Genomic DNA, 21,206 nt, shown 5'->3' with positions numbered 1-21,206 from the left:
CTGCGCTCTCGAACGACAGCAGCTCGAGGTCCGACCCGACCCGGCCCGAAGGGCGCGCCCGGTGCTTCAGATGCAAGCGGCCGGGCGCAACGCTTCTTTCCTACGCTTACTTGGTCTTCGCTGCCTTCGCGAGAGCCTGAACCGCGGTCTTCGAATCTTCCTGCGAGTTCATGAACTTCGTGACGACGTCGGAGATCGCGCCTGCCGCGGCATCCGGCTGAGCCATGCCGTGAGCGAGCGACGGCACATAACCGCCGGCCTTGATCGCGACCTGCTCATCCGCGTACGACTTCTTCGCGCAGTCGTCGAACTTGTCCATCGACACGCCGAGACGCACCGGGATCGAGCCCTTGTACAGGCTGAACTGCTCCTGGAACTCCGGCGACATGATCGTCTTCGCGAGCGCGAGCTGACCCGGCGTCGCGGCCTTCTGGCCCTTCTGCTGGAAGAACACGAACGAGTCGACGTTGAACGTGTAGGCCTTGTCCGTTTGCGGCACCACCGCGCAGATGTAGTCCGCGCCCGACTTCTTGCCGGCGTTGGTGAATTCGCCCTTCGCCCAGTCGCCCATGAACTGCATGCCGGCCTTGCCGTTGATGACCATCGCCGTGGCGAGGTTCCAGTCACGGCCCGTGCGGCCCGCGTCGAAATAGCCCTGGATCTTGCGGACCGTGTCGAACACCTGAACCATCTTCTCGGAGGTCAGCGTCTTCTCGTCGAGGTCGACGAGCGCCTTCTTGTAGAAGTCCGCGCCTTCCGACAGCACCACGTCTTCCCACAGCGTCAGGTCTTGCCACGGCTGGCCACCCATCGCGATCGGCTGGATGCCCGCGGCCTTCATCTTGTCGGCCACCGCGAAGAACTCAGCCCACGTGGTCGGCACCTTGCCGCCTGCCTTGTCCAGCGCTGCCTTGTTGATGTACAGCCAGTTCACGCGATGCACCGAAAACGGCGCGCCAACATAGTGGCCGTCCGCTTGCATGATCTTGTCGATTTGCGGCGGGAGGTTCTTCTTCCAGTCGCCCGCGACCGGATCGATCGGCACCAACACGCCCTGCGAAGCCCAGTCCTGGATCAGCGGACCCTTGATCTGCGCGGCGCTCGGTGCGTTGCCCGAGATCACCTGCGTCTTCAGTGCCGTCATGGCAGCCGCGCCGGCGCCGCCCGCAACCGCGAAGTCCTTCCACGTGTAGCCCTGCTTCGTCATGTCGTCCTTGAGGACGCCGACGGCCTTGGATTCGCCGCCCGAAGTCCACCAGTGCAGCACTTCGACCGACTCGGCGGCCTGTACGGCCGACACGCCACACATCAGACCCGCAGCGCACAGAGCGCCCATGATCGCGCGAAATTTCATTGCTTATCTCCTCCAGACACCTGAACAAAAAAACGAATGGCCCCTGATGTCGCCAGGGTGCTGTGGTTGGTTCAAACAGGCAAAACACTGGGCGATCGAGCACGGTCGGGCGCATGCGCGAAGGCATGTGCCGGCGGACCGGTGTCCGGCCGCTGGTCGCTCAAGAGGTGAGTGGTTCGGGATGCAACTGAATGTCTCCTCTTTTGATTTTTGCCTGCCCGCATCGCGCGGCAGACTCGAGGTACCTCATACACCAACCCGACGCCAGCCTGACGTCAGCCACGCGGGCAACGACCCGCCAAGCCCGTCGACTCCCCGACTTTCCGTAAGGTCCGCCGGCACCCTGCTGGCGCGTACCGGAAGGCGTTGTCCCTTTGTTCGTTAGCATGCCGGGGACGCCCGCCGATTCGCAAAACGCGTGCATTCTTTCTCTCCACCGCACGCTTTTTTCATCGAATTAACGCTACCTCTTGATTTGGATTGTAGTTAAACTACAATTCAGTGTCAAAAAATATTTTATCGGACTACGGTCGCTCTTCCGGGGTCGCTGCGCGTGCAGCGTCCGATCAGCGCGGCGGCCCTTCAGGACATCGACGGAGACTCATGCATACCGACTCAAGCTTCACCTTCGTTCTCTTCGGCGGAACTGGCGATCTGTCGATGCGCAAGATCCTGCCCGCACTGTTCGAGGCGCACCGCGCAGGCGGCATGCTCGCCGACAGCGGCAAGATCGTCGCGGTCGCGCGACACATTGCGGATCGCGGCGAGTACCTGCAGTGGGTCGACGGCCACGTCAAGCCGCATGTGTCGAAGAACGGCCTCGACGAAGCCGCATGGACGAGCTTCCTTGCGCGCATCGAGTTCGTGAAGATCGATCTCGGCAATCCGGACGACTTCGCGCTGCTGCGCGACGCGATCCAGCCGATGCCCGGCATCCGCGTGTTCTATCTGGCGACGGGTCCGTCGCTGTTCGTGCCGATCTGCCATGCGCTCGCCGCGGTGGGTCTGAACCAGAACTCGCGCATCGTGCTCGAAAAGCCGCTCGGCTACGACCTGAAGTCGTCGAACGCAATTAATGATGCGGTTGGCGAAATCTTCGCGGAAGAACAGATCTACCGGATCGACCATTACCTCGGCAAGGAGCCGGTGCAGAACCTGCTCGCGCTGCGCTTCGGCAATGCGCTCTTCGAGCCGCTGTGGCGCCGCGAGTGGGTCGAGAGCATCCAGATCACGATCGCCGAGGAGCTCGGCGTCGAAGCGCGCGGCGATTTCTACGACAATACCGGCGCGCTGCGCGACATGGTGCAGAACCACCTGCTGCAGCTGCTGTCGATCGTCGCGATGGAGCCGCCCCACTCGATGGATTCCGACTCGGTGCGCGACGAAAAGCTGCGCGTGCTGCGCGCGCTCAAGCCGATCGATCCGCAGGAAATCGGCAAGGTCGCGGTGCGCGGCCAGTATCATTCGGGCGTGATCCGCGGTAACGCGGTGCCGGCCTACGCGACCGAGCACGGCGTGAAGCCGGATAGCTCCACCGAGACCTTCGTCGCGCTGAAGGTCGAGATCGAGAACTGGCGCTGGGCCGGCGTGCCGTTTTTCCTGCGCACCGGCAAGCGGCTCGCCGATCGCGTCGCCGAGATCGTCGTGAATTTTCGTGCGGTGCCGCATTCGGCGCTCGGCGCATCGGCGCTGCGCGCGGGTGCGAACCGCCTCGTGATCCGGCTGCAGCCGAACGAGACGATTCGGCTGTACTGTCTCGCGAAGCAGCCCGGCGAGGGCATGAACCTCGCGAGCGTGTACCTCGATCTCGCGTTCGACCGGTTCTTCCGCGAAGCTCAGATGGAGGCCTATCAACGCCTGCTGCTCGACGTGATCAACGGGCGTCTCGCGCTGTTCGTGCGGCGCGACGAACAGGAAGCCGCATGGCGCTGGGTCGAGCCTATCCTGAACGAATGGCAGGTCTCGACCAAGCCGCCCAAGCCGTACGCGGCGGGCACCTGGGGACCGGCCGCGGCGAGCGCGATGCTCGCGCAGCACGGCACTTGCTGGCTCGAAGAAGAGAATTGATTTTGATGAATTGACGGACGGCGCCGCGCGCGATAAACACCCAGCGCGGCGTCGGCAACACCACCGACGAACTGAACGGAGTCGCGCCGGTATCGTGTCAGGCGTCTGCAAGCCACCCCGCCTTGCAGGCATCGCGCGAGAGCAGTCAGGCTGACTCCGCAGACCTAACAAGAAAGCAGCACGGAGGAGAAGTGATCCAGCTTCACGCTTTCGACGACCAGCGCGCCCAATCCGACGCGCTGGCGAAAGCGGTGGGCGACGCGTTACATGCGTCGCTTGCCGCACAGGCGGCCGGCACCGGCACGTCAACCCCGCTCGCGCGCCCGGCCATGCTGGCCGTGTCCGGCGGCAGCAGCCCGCGTCCGTTCCTGCAAACGTTGTCGACGCAGACGTTCGACTGGCCCCGCATCGCGATCACGCTGGTCGACGACCGCTGGGTGCCGGAGACCGATAGCGCGAGCAATGCGCAACTCGCGCACGCCACGTTGCTGCAGAACGCCGCGCAACATGCGACCTTCTGGCCGCTGGTCGACACCACCCAGGATCTGCATGCGCACGTCGCCGCGTTGAACGCGGACCCGCGCTTCGCCACGGCGCCCGACGTCGCGGTGCTTGGCATGGGCGAAGACGGCCACACCGCGTCGATCTTCGCCGACGCGCCCGAATGGGATCACGCGATCACCACGACCGAGCGGTTCGTCGCCGTTCATCCGGGCGCGGCGCCGCACGCGCGCGTGAGCTGGTCGTTGTCCGCGCTGAAGGACGTGAAGCATCTGTTCCTGCTGATCGCAGGACCGCGCAAGATGGACGTGCTCAACGCCGCATCCGCTGCGCTACAAAAAAATGCCATCTCGCAACTGGCAAACGACAAGGGAGTGAGACTCGATGTCTACTGGTGTGCAAACTAAAGCTGTGCCGGGCGCGGTCCAGCACGCCGACGGACCGAGGCTGCTGGCCGACATCGGCGGTACCAATGCGCGTTTCGCGCTCGAGACGGGTCCCGGCGAGATCAGCTCGGTGCAGGTCTATCCTTGCGCCGACTATCCGGGTGTCGCCGACGTCATCAAGAAGTATCTGAAGGACACGAAGATCGGCCGCGTCAATCACGCGGCGATCGCGATTGCGAACCCGGTCGACGGCGACCAGGTCAGCATGACCAATCACGACTGGACCTTTTCGATCGAAGCGACGCGCCGCGCGCTCGGCTTCGACACGCTCCTCGTCGTCAACGACTTCACCGCGCTCGCGATGGCGCTGCCCGGCCTCACCGACGCGCAGCGCGTGCAGGTGGGCGGCGGCCAGCGCCGGCCCAACAGCGTGATCGGCCTGCTCGGCCCCGGCACCGGCATGGGCGTGTCGGGCCTGATTCCCGCCGACGACCGCTGGATCGCGCTCGGCAGCGAAGGCGGCCACGCCACCTTCGCGCCCGCCGATGAGCGCGAGGAGATCGTGCTGCACTACGCGCGCAAGAAGTGGTCGCACGTGTCGTTCGAACGGGTGGCCGCGGGTCCGGGTATCGAGGTGATCTATCGCGCGCTCGCGGGCCGCGACAAGAAACGCGTGGCGGCCAGCGTCAATCCGGCCGAGGTGGTCAAGCGCGCGCTCGACGGCGAGCCGCTCGCGGCCGAATCGGTCGACGTGTTCTGCGGCATTCTCGGCACCTTCGCCGGCAATATCGCGGTGACGCTCGGCGCGCTCGGCGGCATCTACATCGGCGGCGGCGTCGTGCCGCGCCTGGGCGAGTTCTTCGCGCGTTCGTCGTTCCGCCAGCGCTTCGAGGCGAAGGGCCGCTTCGAGGCGTATCTGCAGAACGTGCCGACCTATGTGATTACCGCCGAATACCCGGCGTTTCTCGGCGTCTCGGCGATTCTCGCGGAACAGCTGTCGAACCGCGCGGGCGGCAGCTCGTCGGCGGTGTTCGAGCGGATTCGCCAGATGCGCGACGCGCTCACGCCGGCCGAACGCCGCGTCGCCGACCTCGCCTTGAACCATCCGCGTTCGATCATCAACGATCCGATCGTCGACATCGCGCGCAAGGCCGACGTCAGTCAGCCGACCGTGATCCGCTTCTGCCGCTCGCTCGGCTGCCAGGGGCTGTCGGATTTCAAGCTGAAGCTCGCGACCGGTTTGACCGGCACGATTCCGGTCAGCCACAGCCAGGTGCATCTCGGCGACACCGCGACCGACTTCGGCGCGAAGGTGCTCGACAACACCGTGTCGGCGATCCTGCAGTTGCGCGAGCATCTGAACTTCGAGCACGTGGAACGCGCGATCGACCTGCTGAACGGCGCGCGGCGCATCGAGTTCTACGGGCTCGGCAATTCGAACATCGTCGCGCAGGACGCGCACTACAAGTTCTTCCGCTTCGGCATCCCGACCATTGCGTACGGCGATCTGTACATGCAGGCGGCCTCGGCCGCGCTGCTCGGCAAGGGTGACGTGATCGTCGCGGTGTCGAAGTCGGGGCGCGCACCCGAATTGCTGCGCGTGCTCGACGTCGCGATGCAGGCCGGCGCGCAGGTGATCGCGATCACGTCGAGCAACACACCGCTCGCGAAGCGCGCGACCGTGGCGCTGGAAACCGATCACATCGAGATTCGCGAGTCGCAGCTGTCGATGATCTCGCGCATCCTGCACCTCGTGATGATCGACATTCTCGCGGTCGGCGTGGCGATTCGCCGCGCGGTGCCGAGCGACGACGTCGCCGAGACGGTCGAGAAAGCGCGCGAAGGCGCCGACGACGATGCGACGGCCGTACTCGACTGGCTGAGCCACGGCGCGGCTTCGTCGGCGCGCGACTGAGGCCGGGTTAGCGGCTGTCCCGATCCGGCGGCGGCAAACGGACCCGCGGCGAGCGCATTGAAACCGATGCGCCCGCCGCGGGTTTTTCTGTTTTGGGGGACGGGCAAAGCGATCGATAATAGGCGCTCTATCGCGTCATACGAGCCGCTTTCCCATGATCATCCGCCCGCACCTCCACTGGTTCCGCATGCTGCTCGCGTGGCGCGGCTCGGTGCTGCCGCAGTTGCTGCCGCGGCTCTTCCTGATCTTCTTCATCTCGATCATTGCGCTCGCCGCGCACGATCATCTGCTGCCGGTCAATCTGAACCGTCTGAACCTGAACACGACCGCGCCGTTCTCGCTGGTCGGCATCGCGCTCGCGGTATTTCTCGGCTTTCGCAACAACGCTAGCTACGACCGCTGGTGGGAAGCGCGCAAGCTGTGGGGGCAGTTGCTCAACGAGTCGCGCTCGCTGACGCGCCAGGCGCTGACGCTGCCGTCGCGCGAGTTGCCCAAAGAAGATACCGCCGAGTTTCTGGCGATCCTGAGCGCGCTGCCGCACGCGCTGCGACATCAGCTGCGCCGGACCGAGCCGCGCGACGACCTTGCCGCGCGGCTGCCCGGCGCGCTGTTCGAACGGGTGATGGCTGCGCGCTACAAGCCGGCCATGCTGATGCTGTGCCTCGGTGAATGGGTGCGGCGCACGGCACGCGCGGGCGCGCTCGATCCGATGGCCGTACTCGCGTTCGACCGCAATCTGAGCGGACTGTCGGATGTGATCGGCGGCTGCGAGCGCATCGCGTCGACGCCGCTGCCGTTCGCCTATTCGGTGATGATTCACCGCACCGTGTACTTCTTCTGCGCGTCGCTGCCGTTCGGGCTGGTCGACAGCATCGGCATTTTCACGCCGGTGTTCGCGGTGTTCGTCGCGTACACGTTCATGGCGCACGAAGCGATCGCGTCGCAGCTCGAAGAACCGTTCGGCACCGACGACAACGACCTCGCGCTCAACACGATGTCCGTCGTGATCGAAGATGCGATGCGCGACCTGCGCGGCGAGCCGGCGCTCGCGCCGCCGCAGCCGGGCAAAGACCGTTATCAATGGGACTGAATGCGCGGGGGGCGCGCCGGCCGGCGGCCGTCAGTGGTTGCCGGCCGTTTCCGAGAGCCGCTTGATCGTCGCGACGCGCGCGCCAATGATATCGATGCGCCCGCGCTCGTCGACGAGCGGCGTCGACGCCGTCAGATACGCACTCCACGCGCGTTGCGCGTTCACGAGCGTCGGCCGCGACTGCGCCGGCATTTTCGATTCGAGCACCCGGTAGTAGCGGTTCAGATCGAACGTCGCGTGTTCGCAACGCGCATCGGCATTGCACGCGCGCGGCCGGCGCGGGCCCGGACCGCTCGCATCGGCGAGCGCGCTGCGCAGCACGAGCGCGCGGTCGCGCACCGGCTGCAGCTGCATGTCGGCTTCGGAAAGCACGTACGTCGAACCCTGGGTCGTCGCGAATACCGCGGCAAGCAACTGCTTCTCGGCCTCGCGCGACGCGAGCCAGCTCGACTGGCTCTTTTCCCACAGCTTGCGCCGCGCGGGCGGCAGCTTCGCGAGCAACTGCTGGTACGCGTTGTCGACCGCAGCCTTCCAGCCGATGCGCGCATTGTCCATGCACTGCACCTGCCCCATCGTCGTCGACATGTCGGCGCGCGCAAGACACGCGCGCATCGACGCGTCGATCGGATCGGCGGCGGCCACCTCGGCATGCGCGGCCGGACTCACGATGCCGCCGAGCCCCGCCACGCCGGCCGCCAGCGCCAGCGCGCCGGCCCCGCGCCGCCAACGCGCGATGCCCGGCAGGCCCGGCAGGAACCTCACCCGCGCCATCGTCAAATACGCACGCAATCGACGAAGTATTCGATGCGTCCGTTGACCATTTCGCCGACCAGCCCGTGGATATCCGTATGGAAGCCCGGGAAGCGTTCGTTGAACTCGCGCGCGAAACGCAGATAGTTGACGATGGTCCTGTTGAATCGCTCACCCGGAATCAGCAGCGGGATGCCCGGCGGATACGGCGTCAACAGGATCGACGTGACGCGGCCTTCGAGTTCGTCGATCGGTACCCGGTCGATCTCGCGGTGCGCGAGCTTCGCGAACGCGTCGGACGGCTTCATCGCCGGCTCCATGCTCGACAGGTACATCTCGGTCGTCAGACGCGCGATGTCGTTCGCGCGATACACGCTGTGGATCTGCTGGCACAGATCGCGCAGACCGACACGCTCGTACATCGGATGATGCTGCACGAACTCGGGCAGCACGCGCCACAGCGGCTGGTTGGTGTCGTAGTCGTCCTTGAACTGCTGCAGCTCGGTCACCATCGAGTTCCAGCGGCCCTTCGTGATGCCGATCGTGAACATGATGAAGAACGAGTACAGGCCCGTCTTCTCGACGATGATGCCGTGCTCGGCCAGGTACTTCGTGACGATCGCGGCCGGAATGCCGGTGTCGCCGAAGCCGCCGTCCATGTCGAGACCCGGCGTGACGATCGTCGCCTTGATCGGGTCGAGCATGTTGAAGCCTTCGGCGAGCGGACCGAAGCCGTGCCACGCGTCGTCCGGGCGCAGCATCCAGTCCTCGCGCGAGCCGATGCCTTCCTCGGCGAACTGGTCCGGGCCCCACACCTTGAAGAACCAGTCGTCGCCATATTCGGTGTCGACCTTGGTCATCGCGCGGCGGAAGTCGAGCGCTTCAGCGATCGACTCCTCGACGAGCGCGGTGCCGCCGGGCGCTTCCATCATCGCCGCGGCCACGTCGCACGACGCGATGATCGCGTACTGCGGGCTGGTCGACGTATGCATCAGATATGCCTCGTTGAAGCGATGCTTGTCGAAGCGGCTGTTCTTCGAATCCTGCACGACGATCTGCGACGCCTGCGAGATGCCGGCGAGCAGCTTGTGCGTGGAGTGCGTCGCGTAGACCATCGCGCCGATGCGCGGACGGCCCGCGCCGATCGCGTGCATGTCCTGATAGAACTCGTGGAATTCGGCGTGCGGCAGCCATGCTTCGTCGAAGTGCAACGTGTCGAGCCATTCGCCCAGCATCTCCTTGATCATCTCGACGTTGTAGATCACGCCGTCGTACGTGCTTTGCGTGATGGTCAGGATGCGCGGCTTCAGGTTCGGGTTCTTCGCGAGCGCTTCGCGCGCGAACGGGTTCGCCTCGATCTTCTTGCGGATGTTCTCCGGTTCGAACTCGCTGCGCGGGATCGGGCCGATGATGCCGAAGTTGTTGCGCGTCGGCGTGAGGAACACCGGAATCGCGCCGGTCATCGTGATCGCGTGCAGGATCGACTTGTGGCAGTTGCGGTCGACCAGCACGATGTCGCCGGGTGCGACCGTGCCGTGCCAGACGATCTTGTTCGAGGTCGAGGTGCCGTTGGTCACGAAGAACACGTGGTCGGCGCTGAAGATGCGCGCGGCGTTGCGCTCGGAGGCCGCGACCGGGCCGGTGTGGTCGAGCAGCTGGCCGAGCTCGTCGACCGCGTTGCAGACGTCGGCGCGCAGCATGTTCTCGCCGAAGAACTGGTGGAACATCTGGCCGAGCGGGCTCTTCAGGAACGCGACGCCGCCCGAGTGGCCCGGGCAGTGCCACGAGTACGAACCTTCGTCCGCGTACTGCACCAGCTCCTTGAAGAACGGCGGCGCGAGCGCGTCGAGATACACCTTCGCCTCGCGGATGATGTGGCGCGCGACGAACTCCGGCGTGTCCTCGAACATGTGGATGAAGCCGTGCAGCTCGCGCAGGATGTCGTTCGGCAGATGGCGCGAGGTGCGCGTTTCGCCGTACAGGAAGATCGGAATGTCGGCATTGCGGCGGCGCACTTCGGTCACGAACGCGCGCAGCGCAACGATCGCGGCGGCCAGCTCGGGCGTCTCGCCTTCGACGACCACGTTATCGACGTACGGCAGCAGCTCGTCGTCGTCGATCGACAGGATGAAGCACGAGGCGCGGCTCGACTGCTGCGCGAACGAGGACAGATCGCCGTAGCTCGTCAACCCGAGCACTTCCGCGCCTTCTTTCTCGATGGCTTCGGCCAAAGCCCGGATGCCGGAACCCGAGATGTTCTCGGAGCGGAAATCTTCATCGATGATGACGACGGGAAAACGGAACTTCATGGGCGATTCTCCAAAAAGAAAACGACCGCTGCGTTATGTAGAAAGCGCAGCGGTCACCCGAATTACTGGTGGGTCAAGACGCTGCCGAGCTCACGTTTTCGGCAACGTGACGCCGTGCTGACCTTGATACTTGCCGCCGCGATCCGCGTACGACGTTTCACAAATTTCGTCGCTTTCGAAAAACAGCACCTGGGCGACGCCTTCGTTCGCGTAGATTTTCGCAGGCAAAGGTGTCGTATTCGAGAATTCGAGCGTGACGTGCCCTTCCCATTCCGGCTCGAACGGCGTCACGTTGACGATGATCCCGCAGCGCGCGTACGTCGACTTGCCGAGACACACGGTCAGCACGCTGCGCGGAATGCGGAAATACTCGACCGTGCGCGCGAGCGCGAACGAATTCGGCGGGATGATGCAGACGTCGCCCTTGAAATCGACAAACGACTTCTCGTCGAAGTTCTTCGGATCGACGATCGTCGAGTTGATGTTGGTGAAGATCTTGAATTCGTCGGCGCAGCGGATGTCGTAGCCGTAGCTCGAAGTGCCGTAGCTGACAATCTTCCGGCCGTCTTCGGAGACGCGAACCTGATCGGGCGCAAACGGCTCGATCATCTTGTGCGACTCGGCCATGCGCCGGATCCACTTGTCAGATTTGATGGTCATAGGTGAGAGCTGCTCGACGTGAATATCAGGTGTGACGAAAGGTAGATGAAATCGGCCGGCGGCGCTACGGCGCCCAGCCGGCGAAGGCCGCTTATTTTACGCGATCACGGAAACGCTGCCGCCGATGGCGCCAGGCGCGCCCTTCAAGGGGTGTCTACTGACAGGCGCGGCGGCATTGCGCGGCGCGCCACCGGGCGGTGGCTCGGCGGCCGAAGCTCGCCCGCCGTTCACTGCTGGCGAATCACGCCGCAGGCGATCGCCGTGCCGGCGCCATGCTGAGGGTAGGCGTAGGGATCGGTCGCGTCGTGGTGCAGCAGCACCGCGCGCTGCAGCACCGAGCGGATGCCGTCGAGCGACACGTCCGGCGCGACGATGAAGCCGGTGGCCACGCCGTTCGCGTCCGCATGGATGTTGCCGAGATCGCCCTCGACGCGCGCGCCTGTCTTGAGCCGTTCGGCCGCCGGCGAAAACACCGGGCCGGCGCTGGAGCCGTCGGCGGCGTTGCAGTCGCCGCGCTCGTGCACCTGCAGCGCGTGGTCGCTATTGGGCGGCAAGCCGGTGAGATTGTAGGTGACCTGGACGCCGTCCGAGTGCTCGATAAAGGTCACGAGGCCATGCGCCTGATTGCCCACGGTGGGCAGCAATTGCGCGTCGGCGCGCTTTTCCTGTGGCCTCAGGAATACGCCACAGCCGCTCAACAGCACACAGCCGGCAGTCAGGACGATGAACGCATGTACCGCGTGCCCGTCGATTCGTTTTCCCATGCGATCCTCTTGCCGGCCTGGCGGCCGCCCCTGCGGCCGCCGAGCCGAACTCGTGAAGTCGACATGATACCGCGAGAGTTCGTGAAAATAGGGATCGAGATCACCCCTAACCCCTCGCCCCGACGGCCGCTCAGGTGTTCTGCACGACGATGTTCGGGAACTTGGAGCTCATGTCGCGCGCGCGTTCGGCGATATGCACCGCGACCTTGCGCGCGATCGAGCGATAGATCTCCGCGATGCGCCCGTTCGGGTCCGCGACGACCGTCGGATGGCCCGAGTCGGCCTGCTCGCGGATCGTGATGTCGAGCGGCAGGCTGCCGAGCACGTCGACGCCGTATTCCTTGCCCATGCGCTCGCCGCCGCCGGCGCCGAAGATGTGCTCCTCGTGGCCGCAGTTCGAGCAGATGTGCAGGCCCATGTTCTCGACGATGCCGAGGATCGGAATGCCGACCTTCTCGAACATCTTCAGGCCTTTCTTCGCATCGAGCAGTGCGATGTCCTGCGGCGTCGTGACGATCACCGCGCCCGTGACCGGCACGCGCTGCGCGAGCGTCAGCTGGATGTCGCCGGTGCCCGGCGGCATGTCGACGATCAGGTAGTCGAGTTCGTGCCAGTTGGTCTGGCGCAGCAGCTGCTCGAGCGCCGAGGTCGCCATCGGGCCGCGCCACACCATCGGGTTGTCCGCCTCGATCAGAAAGCCGATCGAGTTGGCCTGCACGCCGTGGCCGGTCATCGGATTCATCGATTTTTCGTCCGGCGATTCGGGGCGGCCCTCGATGCCGAGCATGGTCGGCAGCGACGGGCCGTAGATGTCGGCGTCGAGAATGCCGACCGACGCGCCCTCGCTCGCGAGCGCGAGCGCGAGATTGACGGCGGTCGTGCTCTTGCCGACGCCGCCCTTGCCCGACGCGACCGCGACGATGTTCTTCACGCCGGGCAGCAGCTTCACGCCGCGCTGCACGGTATGCGCGGCGATCTGTTGCGAAACCTCGACGCGCACGTCCGCGACGCCCGGCACCGCGCGCAACGCGTCGGCGAACTGCTGGCGGATCGCGTCGTACTGGCTCTTTGCCGGGTAGCCGAGCATGACCTGAAGGCTGACCGCGTCGCCCTCCACGACCACGCTGCGGATGCTCTTCGCGGCCGCGTACGGCGCGCCGGTGTTGGGGTCAGTGACGGCCGCGACGGCGGCGTCGACCAAAGCCCGATCGATACTCATTGATACTCCGTGGGGAAGAGGTGCGGCGCGGCGAGTTGGACCGATCGCCCACGCGGCGGAATTTGCAAGAAATTGTTATGTGGCATTGCGAAAATCCGACGTGCCGGGCACCCTTCCGGGCACGCGGGACGCCGTAGGGTCGCATCGCTGTGTGTTTCAGGCATTATTGTAGTGTCTGACGGCACACGGTGCCCGAAGACCCTTCTTCGCTGTCGGACCGCGCGAAGCAAGGCGCAGGAGTCGCCTCCGAACTTTCTGAGTGGTCGCTGCATTGCCGTAATGTTCACTGCATAGACTGACCGCTACCCGCTGGTTTATTCGCACTCAAAAGGAAATCAAGATGAATGCAAGAAGCATGACTCGCGTGGCCGTATTCGCCGTGGCCGGCTCGCTGTTGGCAGGCTGCGCAACCCAACAGGGCACCAACACGGCCGTCGGTACGGGCGTGGGCGCCGGTGCCGGCGCGGCGATCGGCGCGATCTTCGGCGGCGGCAAGGGCGCGGCGATCGGCGCGGCCACCGGCGCGGCGGTGGGCGGCATCACCGGCTACAACTGGGACAACATCCGCAACCGCATGTCGGGCGCGACCAAGGGCACCGGCACGCAGATCACCGAGCAGCCGGACGGCTCGCTCAAGCTGAACATCCCGAGTTCGGTCACGTTCGACACCAGCAGCTATGCGATCAAGCCGACGTTCGCGCCAGTGCTCGACCAGCTCGCGCAGACGCTGCAGCAGAATCCGGAAGTGGTCGCGTCGGTCGTCGGCCATACGGACAACACCGGCTCGCTGCAATACAACCAGACGCTGTCGGTCAACCGCGCGGAGAGCGTGACCGGCTATCTGGCGCAACGGGGTATCGCGCCGCAGCGTCTGTCGGCCACCGGCATGGGCCCGAACCAGCCGATCGCCGACAACAACACCGAAGCCGGCCGTGCGGCGAACCGTCGCGTAGAAATCTATCTGCGCGCCACCGCCCAGCACGCGACCCAATAAGGGCAAGTCCCGAGGAGAAGGCGCCGCCGGGCTGTCCGGGCTCGTCAGCCGCACGCGCCCGGCTGGCGGGCGGAACGAACTGCCGGACCGTTTTATCGACGGTTCGAAAAATATTTCGAACTCTGCGGGAAATCCGCGGTCTGTCTTTACGGTACGTGGCTGGCGAAGCCGTCACGTCACCATTCTCCTCTTGTCGTTGTTGCTCCGGGGTTTATCGACCCCGGTTTTTTTTTGCCCGCGCGGTTTTGCACCCCGCCTCGCCAGGCGTCGCTCCTGGCTGTCCCCCACCGCCGCGCCCATCCCTTCCGCTCAGTTCGTCCAGCCCGCCGCGCCCGGCCCGCGTGCGGCGTGCGCCCTGCTAAAATCATCGTTTCGTCCCCCCGCAGGCACCCCCAATCGTTATGTCAGCACCCGCCACCGACCTCCCAGCAGGCGCGCCGTCCGGCCGCCGTCAGATTCTCGTCACGTCGGCCCTTCCGTATGCGAACGGGCAGATTCATATCGGCCATCTGGTCGAATATATCCAGACGGACATCTGGGTCCGGGCGCTGCGAATGCACGGCCACGAGGTCTACTACGTCGGCGCCGACGACACGCACGGCACGCCGGTCATGCTGCGCGCGGAAAAAGAAGGTCTGACGCCGAAGCAGCTGATCGATCGCGTGTGGCTGGAACACAAGCGCGACTTCGACAGCTTCGGCATTTCGTTCGACAACTACTACTCGACCGATTCCGACGAAAACCGCGTGCTCAGCGAAAGCGTCTACCTCGCGCTGAAGGAAGCGGGGCTGATCGACGCGCGCGAGATCGAACAGGCGTACGACCCGGTCAAGGAAATGTTCCTGCCGGACCGCTTCATCAAGGGCGAGTGCCCGAAATGCGGCGCGAAAGACCAATACGGCGACAGTTGCGAAGTCTGCGGCTCGACCTACCAGCCCACCGAGCTCGTCAATCCGTACTCGGTCGTGTCGGGTGCCACGCCGATCCGCAAGACCTCGACGCACTACTTCTTCCGCCTGTCCGATCCGCGCTGCGAGAACTTCCTGCGCGCGTGGGTCAGCGGCCTCGCGCAGCCGGAAGCGACCAACAAGATGCGCGAATGGCTCGGCGAGGCCGGCGAAGCCAAGCTCGCCGACTGGGACATCTCGCGCGACGCGCCGTACTTCGGCTTCGAGATTCCGGGCGCGCCCGGCAAGTATTTCTACGTGTGGCTCGACGCGCCGGTCGGCTACTACGCGAGCTTCAAGAATCTCGCCGAAAAGCGCGGCCTCGACTTCGACGCGTGGGTCCGCAAGGGCTCGACCGCCGAGCAGTACCACTTCATCGGCAAGGACATCCTGTATTTCCATACGCTGTTCTGGCCCGCGATGCTCGAGTTCTCGAACCATCGCACGCCGACCAACGTGTTCGCGCACGGCTTTCTGACCGTCGACGGCGCGAAGATGTCGAAATCGCGCGGCACCTTCATCACCGCCCAAAGCGTGATCGACACCGGCCTGAATCCGGAATGGCTGCGCTACTACTTCGCGGCCAAGCTGAACAGCACGATGGAAGACCTCGACCTGAACCTCGACGACTTCCAGGCACGCGTGAACAGCGATCTGGTCGGCAAATACGTGAACATCGCGAGCCGCGCGGCCGGCTTCCTGATCAAGCGCTTCGACGGCCGCGTGCAGGACAGCGCGATGCATCATCCGCTGCTGGGCACGCTGCGCGCGGCGCTGCCGCAGATCGCCGCGCACTACGAAGCGCGCGAGTACAGCCGCGCGCTGCGTCAGACCATGGAGCTCGCCGACTCGGTCAACGCCTACGTCGATACCGCAAAGCCCTGGGATCAGGCGAAAGACCCGGCCAACGCGGTCGCGCTGCACGAGACCTGCAGCGTCAGCATCGAGGCGTTCCGTCTGCTGTCGCTGGCGCTGAAGCCGGTGCTGCCGAAGCTCGCCGAAGCGGTCGAGGCCTTCCTCGGCATCGAGCCGCTGGTGTGGGCCGACGCCGCCGTGCCGCTCAGCTCGGCGCGTCCGATCAACGCGTACAAGCATCTGATGACGCGCGTCGATCCGAAGCAGATCGAGGCGCTGCTCGCGGCCAACCGCGACTCGCTGCAAGCCACGCCCGAAGCGGCGCCGGCCGACGCGAAGGCCAAGGCGAAGGCGCACGCCAAGGCGGTCGCTGCTGCGCACGAAGAAGAGTCCGGCATCATCTCGATCGACGACTTCGCGAAAATCGATCTGCGCATCGCGAAGATCGTCGACTGCAAGGCGGTGGAAGGCTCGGACAAGCTGCTGCAACTGACGCTCGACGTCGGCGAAGAGAAGACCCGCAACGTGTTCTCGGGCATCAAGTCCGCCTATCAGCCGGAGCAGCTGATCGGCAAGCTGACCGTGATGGTCGCGAACCTCGCACCGCGCAAGATGAAGTTCGGCATGTCCGAGGGCATGGTGCTGGCGGCATCGGCGGCGGACGAGAAGGCCGAACCGGGCCTCTACGTGCTCGAGCCGCATAGCGGCGCGAAGCCCGGCATGCGCGTGAAGTAACACGCGCGGCGCGTTTCAGGCGCTTTGCCGCAGATATGAAAAACGGCACGCTCGAAAAAAAGCGTGCCGTTTTCTTTTGCGGCCTGGCAACGGCGATCAGGTTGCCACGGTCAGGTCCGCGCTGCCGGTCGCGTGAGGCGACCAACGCGGCGTGGCTCGGTGTGGCACGCCGCCCCCATCACCACGTGATCCGATCGAAGCGCCGCGTGTACAGCACGTCGACGCCATAGAACGTGCCGCCATAAACGACCAGCGACCAGTACCGCGACAGATTGATCGTCGCCTTGATCGCGTTGCTCGCCGACTGCAGCCCCTGCTCGTAGCCGATCACGAGCCACTCGTTGATCGCCTTCGACACCATCACGACTTGCGGATCGGTCAGGCCGACATCGCTGCGGCCGATCGAAAACTCGTCGAGCCCGACCGTCTGCGCGATCCGCGCGCCCGTCGCGCTGCCGAGCAGCGCGAGCGCGGTCGTCATCGTGCTCTGCTGGCCGAGGTTGTTGCCCTGGTCGGTGCCATGGCCGAACAGCAGCCACGACAGCTTTTCGTTGTCCGGCACGTTCGGCTCCGACAGGAGCCGCGCGACCGGCGCTTGCAGCGTGCCCGTCACCTGCACGCCGGCCTCGACCTGCTGGTTGCGGCGCATCGCGAGGATGTTGATGCCCGGATTCGTGACCGGACCGTTGAACGTGAAGAAGCCGTTCTCGATCGCGAGCTTGCGGCCGAACGCGGTGTAGGTCGAACCCGGCGTCACGCGCACGTTGCCGACCGCGCGCAGCGGCGTATTGGGCGCGCTCGTCGCGGTGATCGTACCGGCGAGGCCGAGATCGGCGCCCTTGCCGCGGAAGCGGAAGTTGTTGCCGAGGCCGATCTCGATGTTGGCGCGCGGCGCGAACGGGCTCGCCGGCCGCTCGCCGCCTTCGATCGGAGGCAGCCGGCCACCCGAGCGCGTGCCGTCCGGGCGGATGATCACAACGTCGTCGCCGAGGCTCGGCGCGGCCTGCTCGGGCAGATCGAACAGCGCGCTGTCGACCACGAACTTGCCGTTGATCACCGGGCCGCGCTCCACCCCGCCGTTCGAGATGTTCGCGCTGCCCGACAGCGACAGATGGCGGTCCGGCGACGCGAACACATCGAGCTTGTCCGCGACGATGCTCGCGGTCATGTCGGGCTCCGAGCTGTCGAGACGCACGCGGCCGGTCGCGCGCAGCGTGCCGCTCGCGCCATGAAACTCGACCTGCTGGAAGTCCACCATGTTCTGCGACAGCGCGATGCGCACGACCCCGTCCTTCAGTTGCACGCCCTGGCTCACGACCGTCGCGGACAGGCCGTCGCCGGTCAGCGCGCCGGTCACGTTCGGCTTGCCGACCGTGCCGCCGAGCGCGAGCTTCAGCGCGAGACGGCCGTCGAGCAGATAGCTGGGGCCGAGCAGGCCGCCCGTCGTGCGCAGCGACGGCACGTTCGCGTTCACGGTGCCCGACAGCGCGCTTTGCGGATCGACGTTCAACATGCCGTCGCGCAGCACGAGCGGCGTGTGCGCGTCGGCATCGATCACGCCGACCCGGCTCGCCTGCGCATGCACGGTCGCGTTGAGCCGGTTGCCGCCGGTGAACTCGGCGCGCGCGCGGATCGCGCCGATGCCCATCGACGCGAGGCCGCGGCCGATCTCGACCGTCACGTCGCCGCTGCGCCGGCGCAGCTCGACGTAGCCGCTCGCCGTCGCGCCGAGCGAGAAATCCCAGTCGCCGTCGAACACGAGGTCGGTGCGCACGTGAGGCGGCTCGCCGGTGATCTGGCGGCGCAGCTCCTGCAAGTGCGCAACCGACACGTCGGTCAGGCTGCCGGCCGACTGGATGCGGCCGTGATCGAACGCGAACGACTTCAGGGTCAGCACCGAGCCTTCGATCGTCAGATGCGTCGCGCCGAGCGTCAGGTGCCCCGGCCCGGCGCTGACCGCAAGCGGCGCTTCGAGATTGAGCGCCGGCGTGCCACGATTCTGCAGACGCGTGACGGTGCCGTCCCAGCGCGAGCCGTCGCGCGTGTCGGTAAGCTTGCCGTGGGCGGCAAGCGTGAGATCGAGCGGCCGCTCCTGCAGCTTGCCGGTCGCGGCGGCTTCGAGCGTGTGGTTCGCGCGCGTGCCGGACAGGCGGGCGGTCAGCGTGGCGAGGTCGACGCCGCCTGCGCTGAGATTGCGCGCGTCGGTCGTGAACGCGAGCGCGCCGTTCGCACCGTCGCGCAACTCGGCGTGGCCTTCCGCGTGGCCGACGCGGTTGCTCGCGAATACGACGCTGTCGGCCTTGTAGTTCAGCGTCACGTTCGGGTGCGCGAACGAGCCGGTGAGGTCGCCGTCGGCGGCGATCGCGCCCGCGATGCCGAAACCGAGCCGATCGAGCTGCGGCGCGTCGATGGCGAAGCGCAGCCGGTCGCCGGCCGCGCCGAAGCTGCCTTGCAGATTGACCTGGTTGCCCGCCACGGAAAGATTGGCGTGGCTCGGCAGGATTCGTGAGCCGGCCAGCTGGACCGTGCCGCCGCCGGTGAGCGGCAGGTCGTCGTAGACGCTCGGGCCCAGCTTGAATTCGGCGCGCGTCGTGAAGACCGGTGCGAGCACCCCGGCCGCCGTGAGCGTGGCGTTCACGCGTGCCTCGATCCGGCGCGCCGGCGCGGTCGCGTGCGCCGCTGCGCGGGGCGCATGGGCCGCGCGCGGCGCGGGCGGTGACGTCCTGCGCTCGAGCACTTCGGTCTGCACGGCGGCTTTCGCGGCGTTCTTCGCGATGGCCGCGGCCTGATCGCCGGGCGCCGCGCTCTTCGCGCCGGCGGTGCTGCCCGCGAGCGCCGCGGCCTGCGCTTGCCGCTCGCGCTGGCCGCCGCTCGCGGCGGGCGCGCCGGCGGTCGCGACTGGCGTGCGCGCCGGCATCTGCGAGGTCAGCGACAGCGGATCGAAATCGGTCAGCTGCGCCTTCAGGTTGTAGGTCGAGTTCGGATCGTGCTTCAGCGCGCCCGACAGATCGATGCGGCCGCGGCCCGACGTGACGCGCACGTCGTTGAAGCTGATGCGGGCCGGGTCGAACGTGATCTTGCCCTGGGCGCGCAGCGCGGCGGCGGGGTCGGCGAGATCGAGCGTCAAGGTCTGGATGTCGTCGTTCAGGCGGATGCCGATCGGGCCGGACAGTTGCGTCGGCCGCACCGTCGCCTGCAGCGCGTTCAGGTCGAGCCGCGCGACCTTCAGATCGAGCTGGCCGTGCCGGCCGCTCAGCGCGCCGCCGCCGGTGAGCGTCGCGTTGCGCACGAGCCGCACGTTCAGGTTCGAGATGCTTTGCGTGTGCGCGTCGAGGCGCACGTCGGCGTTCGCGTCGATCAGCGGCAGCAGTTTCTGGTCTATCGCACCGGGTTTCGCGTTGACGATCGAGATGTGGCCGGCGACGGCGAAACCCGCCGCCGGTGTGGTCGGCGCGGGGTGGCCGCCGAAGAGGTGGTGCGGATGGCTGGCGGCCGACGGTTTGGCCGCGCTGGCCGTGCTGGCCGTGCTGGCGGGGCTGGCTGGGCTGGCGGGGCTGGCGGGGCTGGCTGGGCTGGCGGGGCTGGCGGGGCTGGCGGGGCTGGCGGGGCTGGCCGTGCTGGCCGCGCCGGGCACGCTGGCCGCTCCGGCCGCGCTCGCCGCGCCGGGCTCCACCGGCTGCAACTCCGCGCGCACCGCCAGGTCGGCCAACGGCGCCCCCGGCGCAAAAGCCTGCGGATTCACATGATCGAAGCTCAGCGTCGCGCGCTGCAACGGCACCGCGGCGAACGGCGCCGCTTCGACCCGCGCGTGACCGGCGAGCTTCATGCCGCTCGCATCGAGTTCGGCGATGAGCTGCTCGAGCGTGCCGCTCAGGTGACCGTCCACCTGCACCGCTTCATCGTTGACCTTGCCCGCATAACCGACTTCGCCACTGAGCGGAAACGGCTGCACGCCATCGAGCTTCGCCGCTGCCGTCAGCGCCCCGAACGGCGTATCGAGCCGATCGATCGCCGCCTCGTGATGACGCCCGTCGCTACGTCCATGAAACGCGAAGCGCGACAGCTCCGTCGTCGATCCGCCCTGGTGCAGCAGCAGCCGCTCGACCTGCACATCGCGGATCTCCAGCTGCATCGGCAGTTGCAGATCCTTCGGCAGTTTCAATGGCTCATTGCTGCTCGACGACGACGGCCCCACGCGCGCGTCGATCGTGCCGACGTGCAGGAAGTCGATCGTGAAGCGCCACGGCTCGCGCGCGAGCGCCCAGCTGCCGGCGATGCGGTCGATCTCGATGTCGGTGCCGCTGCCGTCGAGGCTGCGCCAGCGCACGTCGCGCAGTTGCACGCCGTGCGCGAGCGTGCCGCCGTCGAGCGTGCCGGCGAGCCGGCCGCCGAGCAGCTTCACGGCCGCGTGCCACGCGTACGCGGTGCCGCGCTCGGTCGTCAGCGCGCCGTACAGCAGGCCGAGCGCGAGCGCCGCGAGCAGTATCAGCACGGTCACCGTGCCCGCGACCGTTTTCAGCAGCAGCCAGCCCCAACGCCGCTTCGGCGGCGGCGTGTCGGGCGGCGGCTGCCCGTCCGGCGGCTCGGGCGGCGTGGCGCCGGGCGGCTGCGCGGGGGGCGGGTCGGTGACGTCGGTGGTCATGCGTGAATGCGGTGCCGG

General features: G+C 66.5%; 13 protein-coding genes. 6 read left to right on the top strand and 7 right to left on the bottom strand.

Translation table 11 applies throughout. From position 1 onward, the window contains the following. Nucleotides 1–106: 106 nt before the first annotated feature. Entirely contained in the window at nucleotides 107–1,354 is a 1,248-nt protein-coding gene (locus tag EVC45_RS15260; protein ID WP_129958811.1) for an ABC transporter substrate-binding protein, read from the bottom strand. Nucleotides 1,355–1,957: 603 nt separating this feature from the next. Here EVC45_RS15260 and zwf point away from each other — a divergent pair. From zwf to EVC45_RS15240, 4 genes are all read left to right on the top strand, one after another. Beyond that, nucleotides 1,958–3,421: a glucose-6-phosphate dehydrogenase gene (gene zwf / locus EVC45_RS15255; RefSeq protein ID WP_129958810.1), complete on the top strand. Its 1,464-nt coding sequence runs from the start codon at nucleotides 1,958–1,960 to the stop codon at nucleotides 3,419–3,421. Between the two features lie 191 nt (nucleotides 3,422–3,612). Beyond that, nucleotides 3,613–4,329, top strand: coding sequence for a 6-phosphogluconolactonase (pgl, locus tag EVC45_RS15250; protein WP_129958809.1), 717 nt, complete (start codon nucleotides 3,613–3,615; stop codon nucleotides 4,327–4,329). After that, on the top strand, nucleotides 4,307–6,223 hold the full coding sequence (locus tag EVC45_RS15245) for a bifunctional transcriptional regulator/glucokinase (protein ID WP_129958808.1): 1,917 nt from the start codon (nucleotides 4,307–4,309) through the stop codon (nucleotides 6,221–6,223). Before pgl ends, EVC45_RS15245 begins: the two co-directional genes overlap by 23 nt. A gap of 154 nt (nucleotides 6,224–6,377) precedes the next feature. Continuing rightward, nucleotides 6,378–7,313 carry a bestrophin family protein gene (locus EVC45_RS15240; RefSeq protein ID WP_129958807.1) on the top strand — a complete coding sequence of 312 codons (936 nt, stop codon included), beginning with the start codon at nucleotides 6,378–6,380 and terminating at the stop codon, nucleotides 7,311–7,313. A gap of 30 nt (nucleotides 7,314–7,343) precedes the next feature. On the opposite strand, the gene EVC45_RS15235 is transcribed toward EVC45_RS15240, so the two are convergent. From EVC45_RS15235 to apbC, 5 genes are all read right to left on the bottom strand, one after another. Continuing rightward, nucleotides 7,344–8,084 carry a lysozyme inhibitor LprI family protein gene (locus tag EVC45_RS15235; RefSeq protein ID WP_168991482.1) on the bottom strand — a complete coding sequence of 247 codons (741 nt, stop codon included), beginning with the start codon at nucleotides 8,082–8,084 and terminating at the stop codon, nucleotides 7,344–7,346. A 2-nt stretch (nucleotides 8,085–8,086) separates the two neighbouring features. Beyond that, the gene (locus EVC45_RS15230) at nucleotides 8,087–10,372 is read right to left on the bottom strand and encodes an arginine/lysine/ornithine decarboxylase (RefSeq protein WP_129958805.1); all 2,286 of its coding nucleotides are present in this window, start codon (nucleotides 10,370–10,372) and stop codon (nucleotides 8,087–8,089) included. A gap of 90 nt (nucleotides 10,373–10,462) precedes the next feature. Then, nucleotides 10,463–11,032, bottom strand: a complete 570-nt coding sequence (dcd, locus tag EVC45_RS15225; RefSeq protein ID WP_008924193.1) for a dCTP deaminase — start codon at nucleotides 11,030–11,032, stop codon at nucleotides 10,463–10,465. 227 nt (nucleotides 11,033–11,259) lie between these two features. Beyond that, the gene (locus EVC45_RS15220) at nucleotides 11,260–11,796 is read right to left on the bottom strand and encodes a superoxide dismutase family protein (protein ID WP_129958804.1); all 537 of its coding nucleotides are present in this window, start codon (nucleotides 11,794–11,796) and stop codon (nucleotides 11,260–11,262) included. A gap of 130 nt (nucleotides 11,797–11,926) precedes the next feature. Continuing rightward, nucleotides 11,927–13,015 (bottom strand): iron-sulfur cluster carrier protein ApbC, encoded by a 1,089-nt coding sequence (gene apbC / locus EVC45_RS15215; protein ID WP_129958803.1) that lies wholly within the window; start codon nucleotides 13,013–13,015, stop codon nucleotides 11,927–11,929. 340 nt (nucleotides 13,016–13,355) lie between these two features. On the opposite strand from apbC, the gene EVC45_RS15210 reads away from it, so the two are divergent. Then, the gene (locus tag EVC45_RS15210) at nucleotides 13,356–14,009 is read left to right on the top strand and encodes an OmpA family protein (protein WP_129958802.1); all 654 of its coding nucleotides are present in this window, start codon (nucleotides 13,356–13,358) and stop codon (nucleotides 14,007–14,009) included. A gap of 401 nt (nucleotides 14,010–14,410) precedes the next feature. Further along, a complete protein-coding gene (gene metG / locus EVC45_RS15205; RefSeq protein ID WP_129958801.1) occupies nucleotides 14,411–16,546 on the top strand; it encodes a methionine--tRNA ligase in 2,136 nt (711 codons plus the stop codon). Nucleotides 16,547–16,724: 178 nt separating this feature from the next. On the opposite strand, the gene EVC45_RS15200 is transcribed toward metG, so the two are convergent. After that, nucleotides 16,725–21,188: a translocation/assembly module TamB domain-containing protein gene (locus tag EVC45_RS15200; RefSeq protein WP_129958800.1), complete on the bottom strand. Its 4,464-nt coding sequence runs from the start codon at nucleotides 21,186–21,188 to the stop codon at nucleotides 16,725–16,727. Nucleotides 21,189–21,206 lie beyond the last annotated feature (18 nt).

Source organism: Paraburkholderia sp. UYCP14C (assembly GCF_004197395.1).
GTDB lineage: Bacteria > Pseudomonadota > Gammaproteobacteria > Burkholderiales > Burkholderiaceae > Paraburkholderia.
Note: the sequence above shows the minus strand (reverse complement) of the source record. Positions and strands in the feature narration are given on the sequence as shown.

What these genes read in the sequence shown, in the direction of transcription:
- metG (WP_129958801.1), top strand. Translation starts at nt 14,411, where the DNA reads ATGTCAGCACCCGCCACCGACCTCCCAGCAGGCGCGCCGTCCGGCCGC.
- EVC45_RS15260 (WP_129958811.1), bottom strand. Translation starts at nt 1,354, where the DNA reads ATGAAATTTCGCGCGATCATGGGCGCTCTGTGCGCTGCGGGTCTGATG.
- EVC45_RS15245 (WP_129958808.1), top strand. Translation starts at nt 4,307, where the DNA reads ATGTCTACTGGTGTGCAAACTAAAGCTGTGCCGGGCGCGGTCCAGCAC.
- EVC45_RS15210 (WP_129958802.1), top strand. Translation starts at nt 13,356, where the DNA reads ATGAATGCAAGAAGCATGACTCGCGTGGCCGTATTCGCCGTGGCCGGC.
- apbC (WP_129958803.1), bottom strand. Translation starts at nt 13,015, where the DNA reads ATGAGTATCGATCGGGCTTTGGTCGACGCCGCCGTCGCGGCCGTCACT.
- EVC45_RS15235 (WP_168991482.1), bottom strand. Translation starts at nt 8,084, where the DNA reads ATGGCGCGGGTGAGGTTCCTGCCGGGCCTGCCGGGCATCGCGCGTTGG.
- EVC45_RS15200 (WP_129958800.1), bottom strand. Translation starts at nt 21,188, where the DNA reads ATGACCACCGACGTCACCGACCCGCCCCCCGCGCAGCCGCCCGGCGCC.
- EVC45_RS15230 (WP_129958805.1), bottom strand. Translation starts at nt 10,372, where the DNA reads ATGAAGTTCCGTTTTCCCGTCGTCATCATCGATGAAGATTTCCGCTCC.
- EVC45_RS15240 (WP_129958807.1), top strand. Translation starts at nt 6,378, where the DNA reads ATGATCATCCGCCCGCACCTCCACTGGTTCCGCATGCTGCTCGCGTGG.
- zwf (WP_129958810.1), top strand. Translation starts at nt 1,958, where the DNA reads ATGCATACCGACTCAAGCTTCACCTTCGTTCTCTTCGGCGGAACTGGC.
- dcd (WP_008924193.1), bottom strand. Translation starts at nt 11,032, where the DNA reads ATGACCATCAAATCTGACAAGTGGATCCGGCGCATGGCCGAGTCGCAC.
- EVC45_RS15220 (WP_129958804.1), bottom strand. Translation starts at nt 11,796, where the DNA reads ATGGGAAAACGAATCGACGGGCACGCGGTACATGCGTTCATCGTCCTG.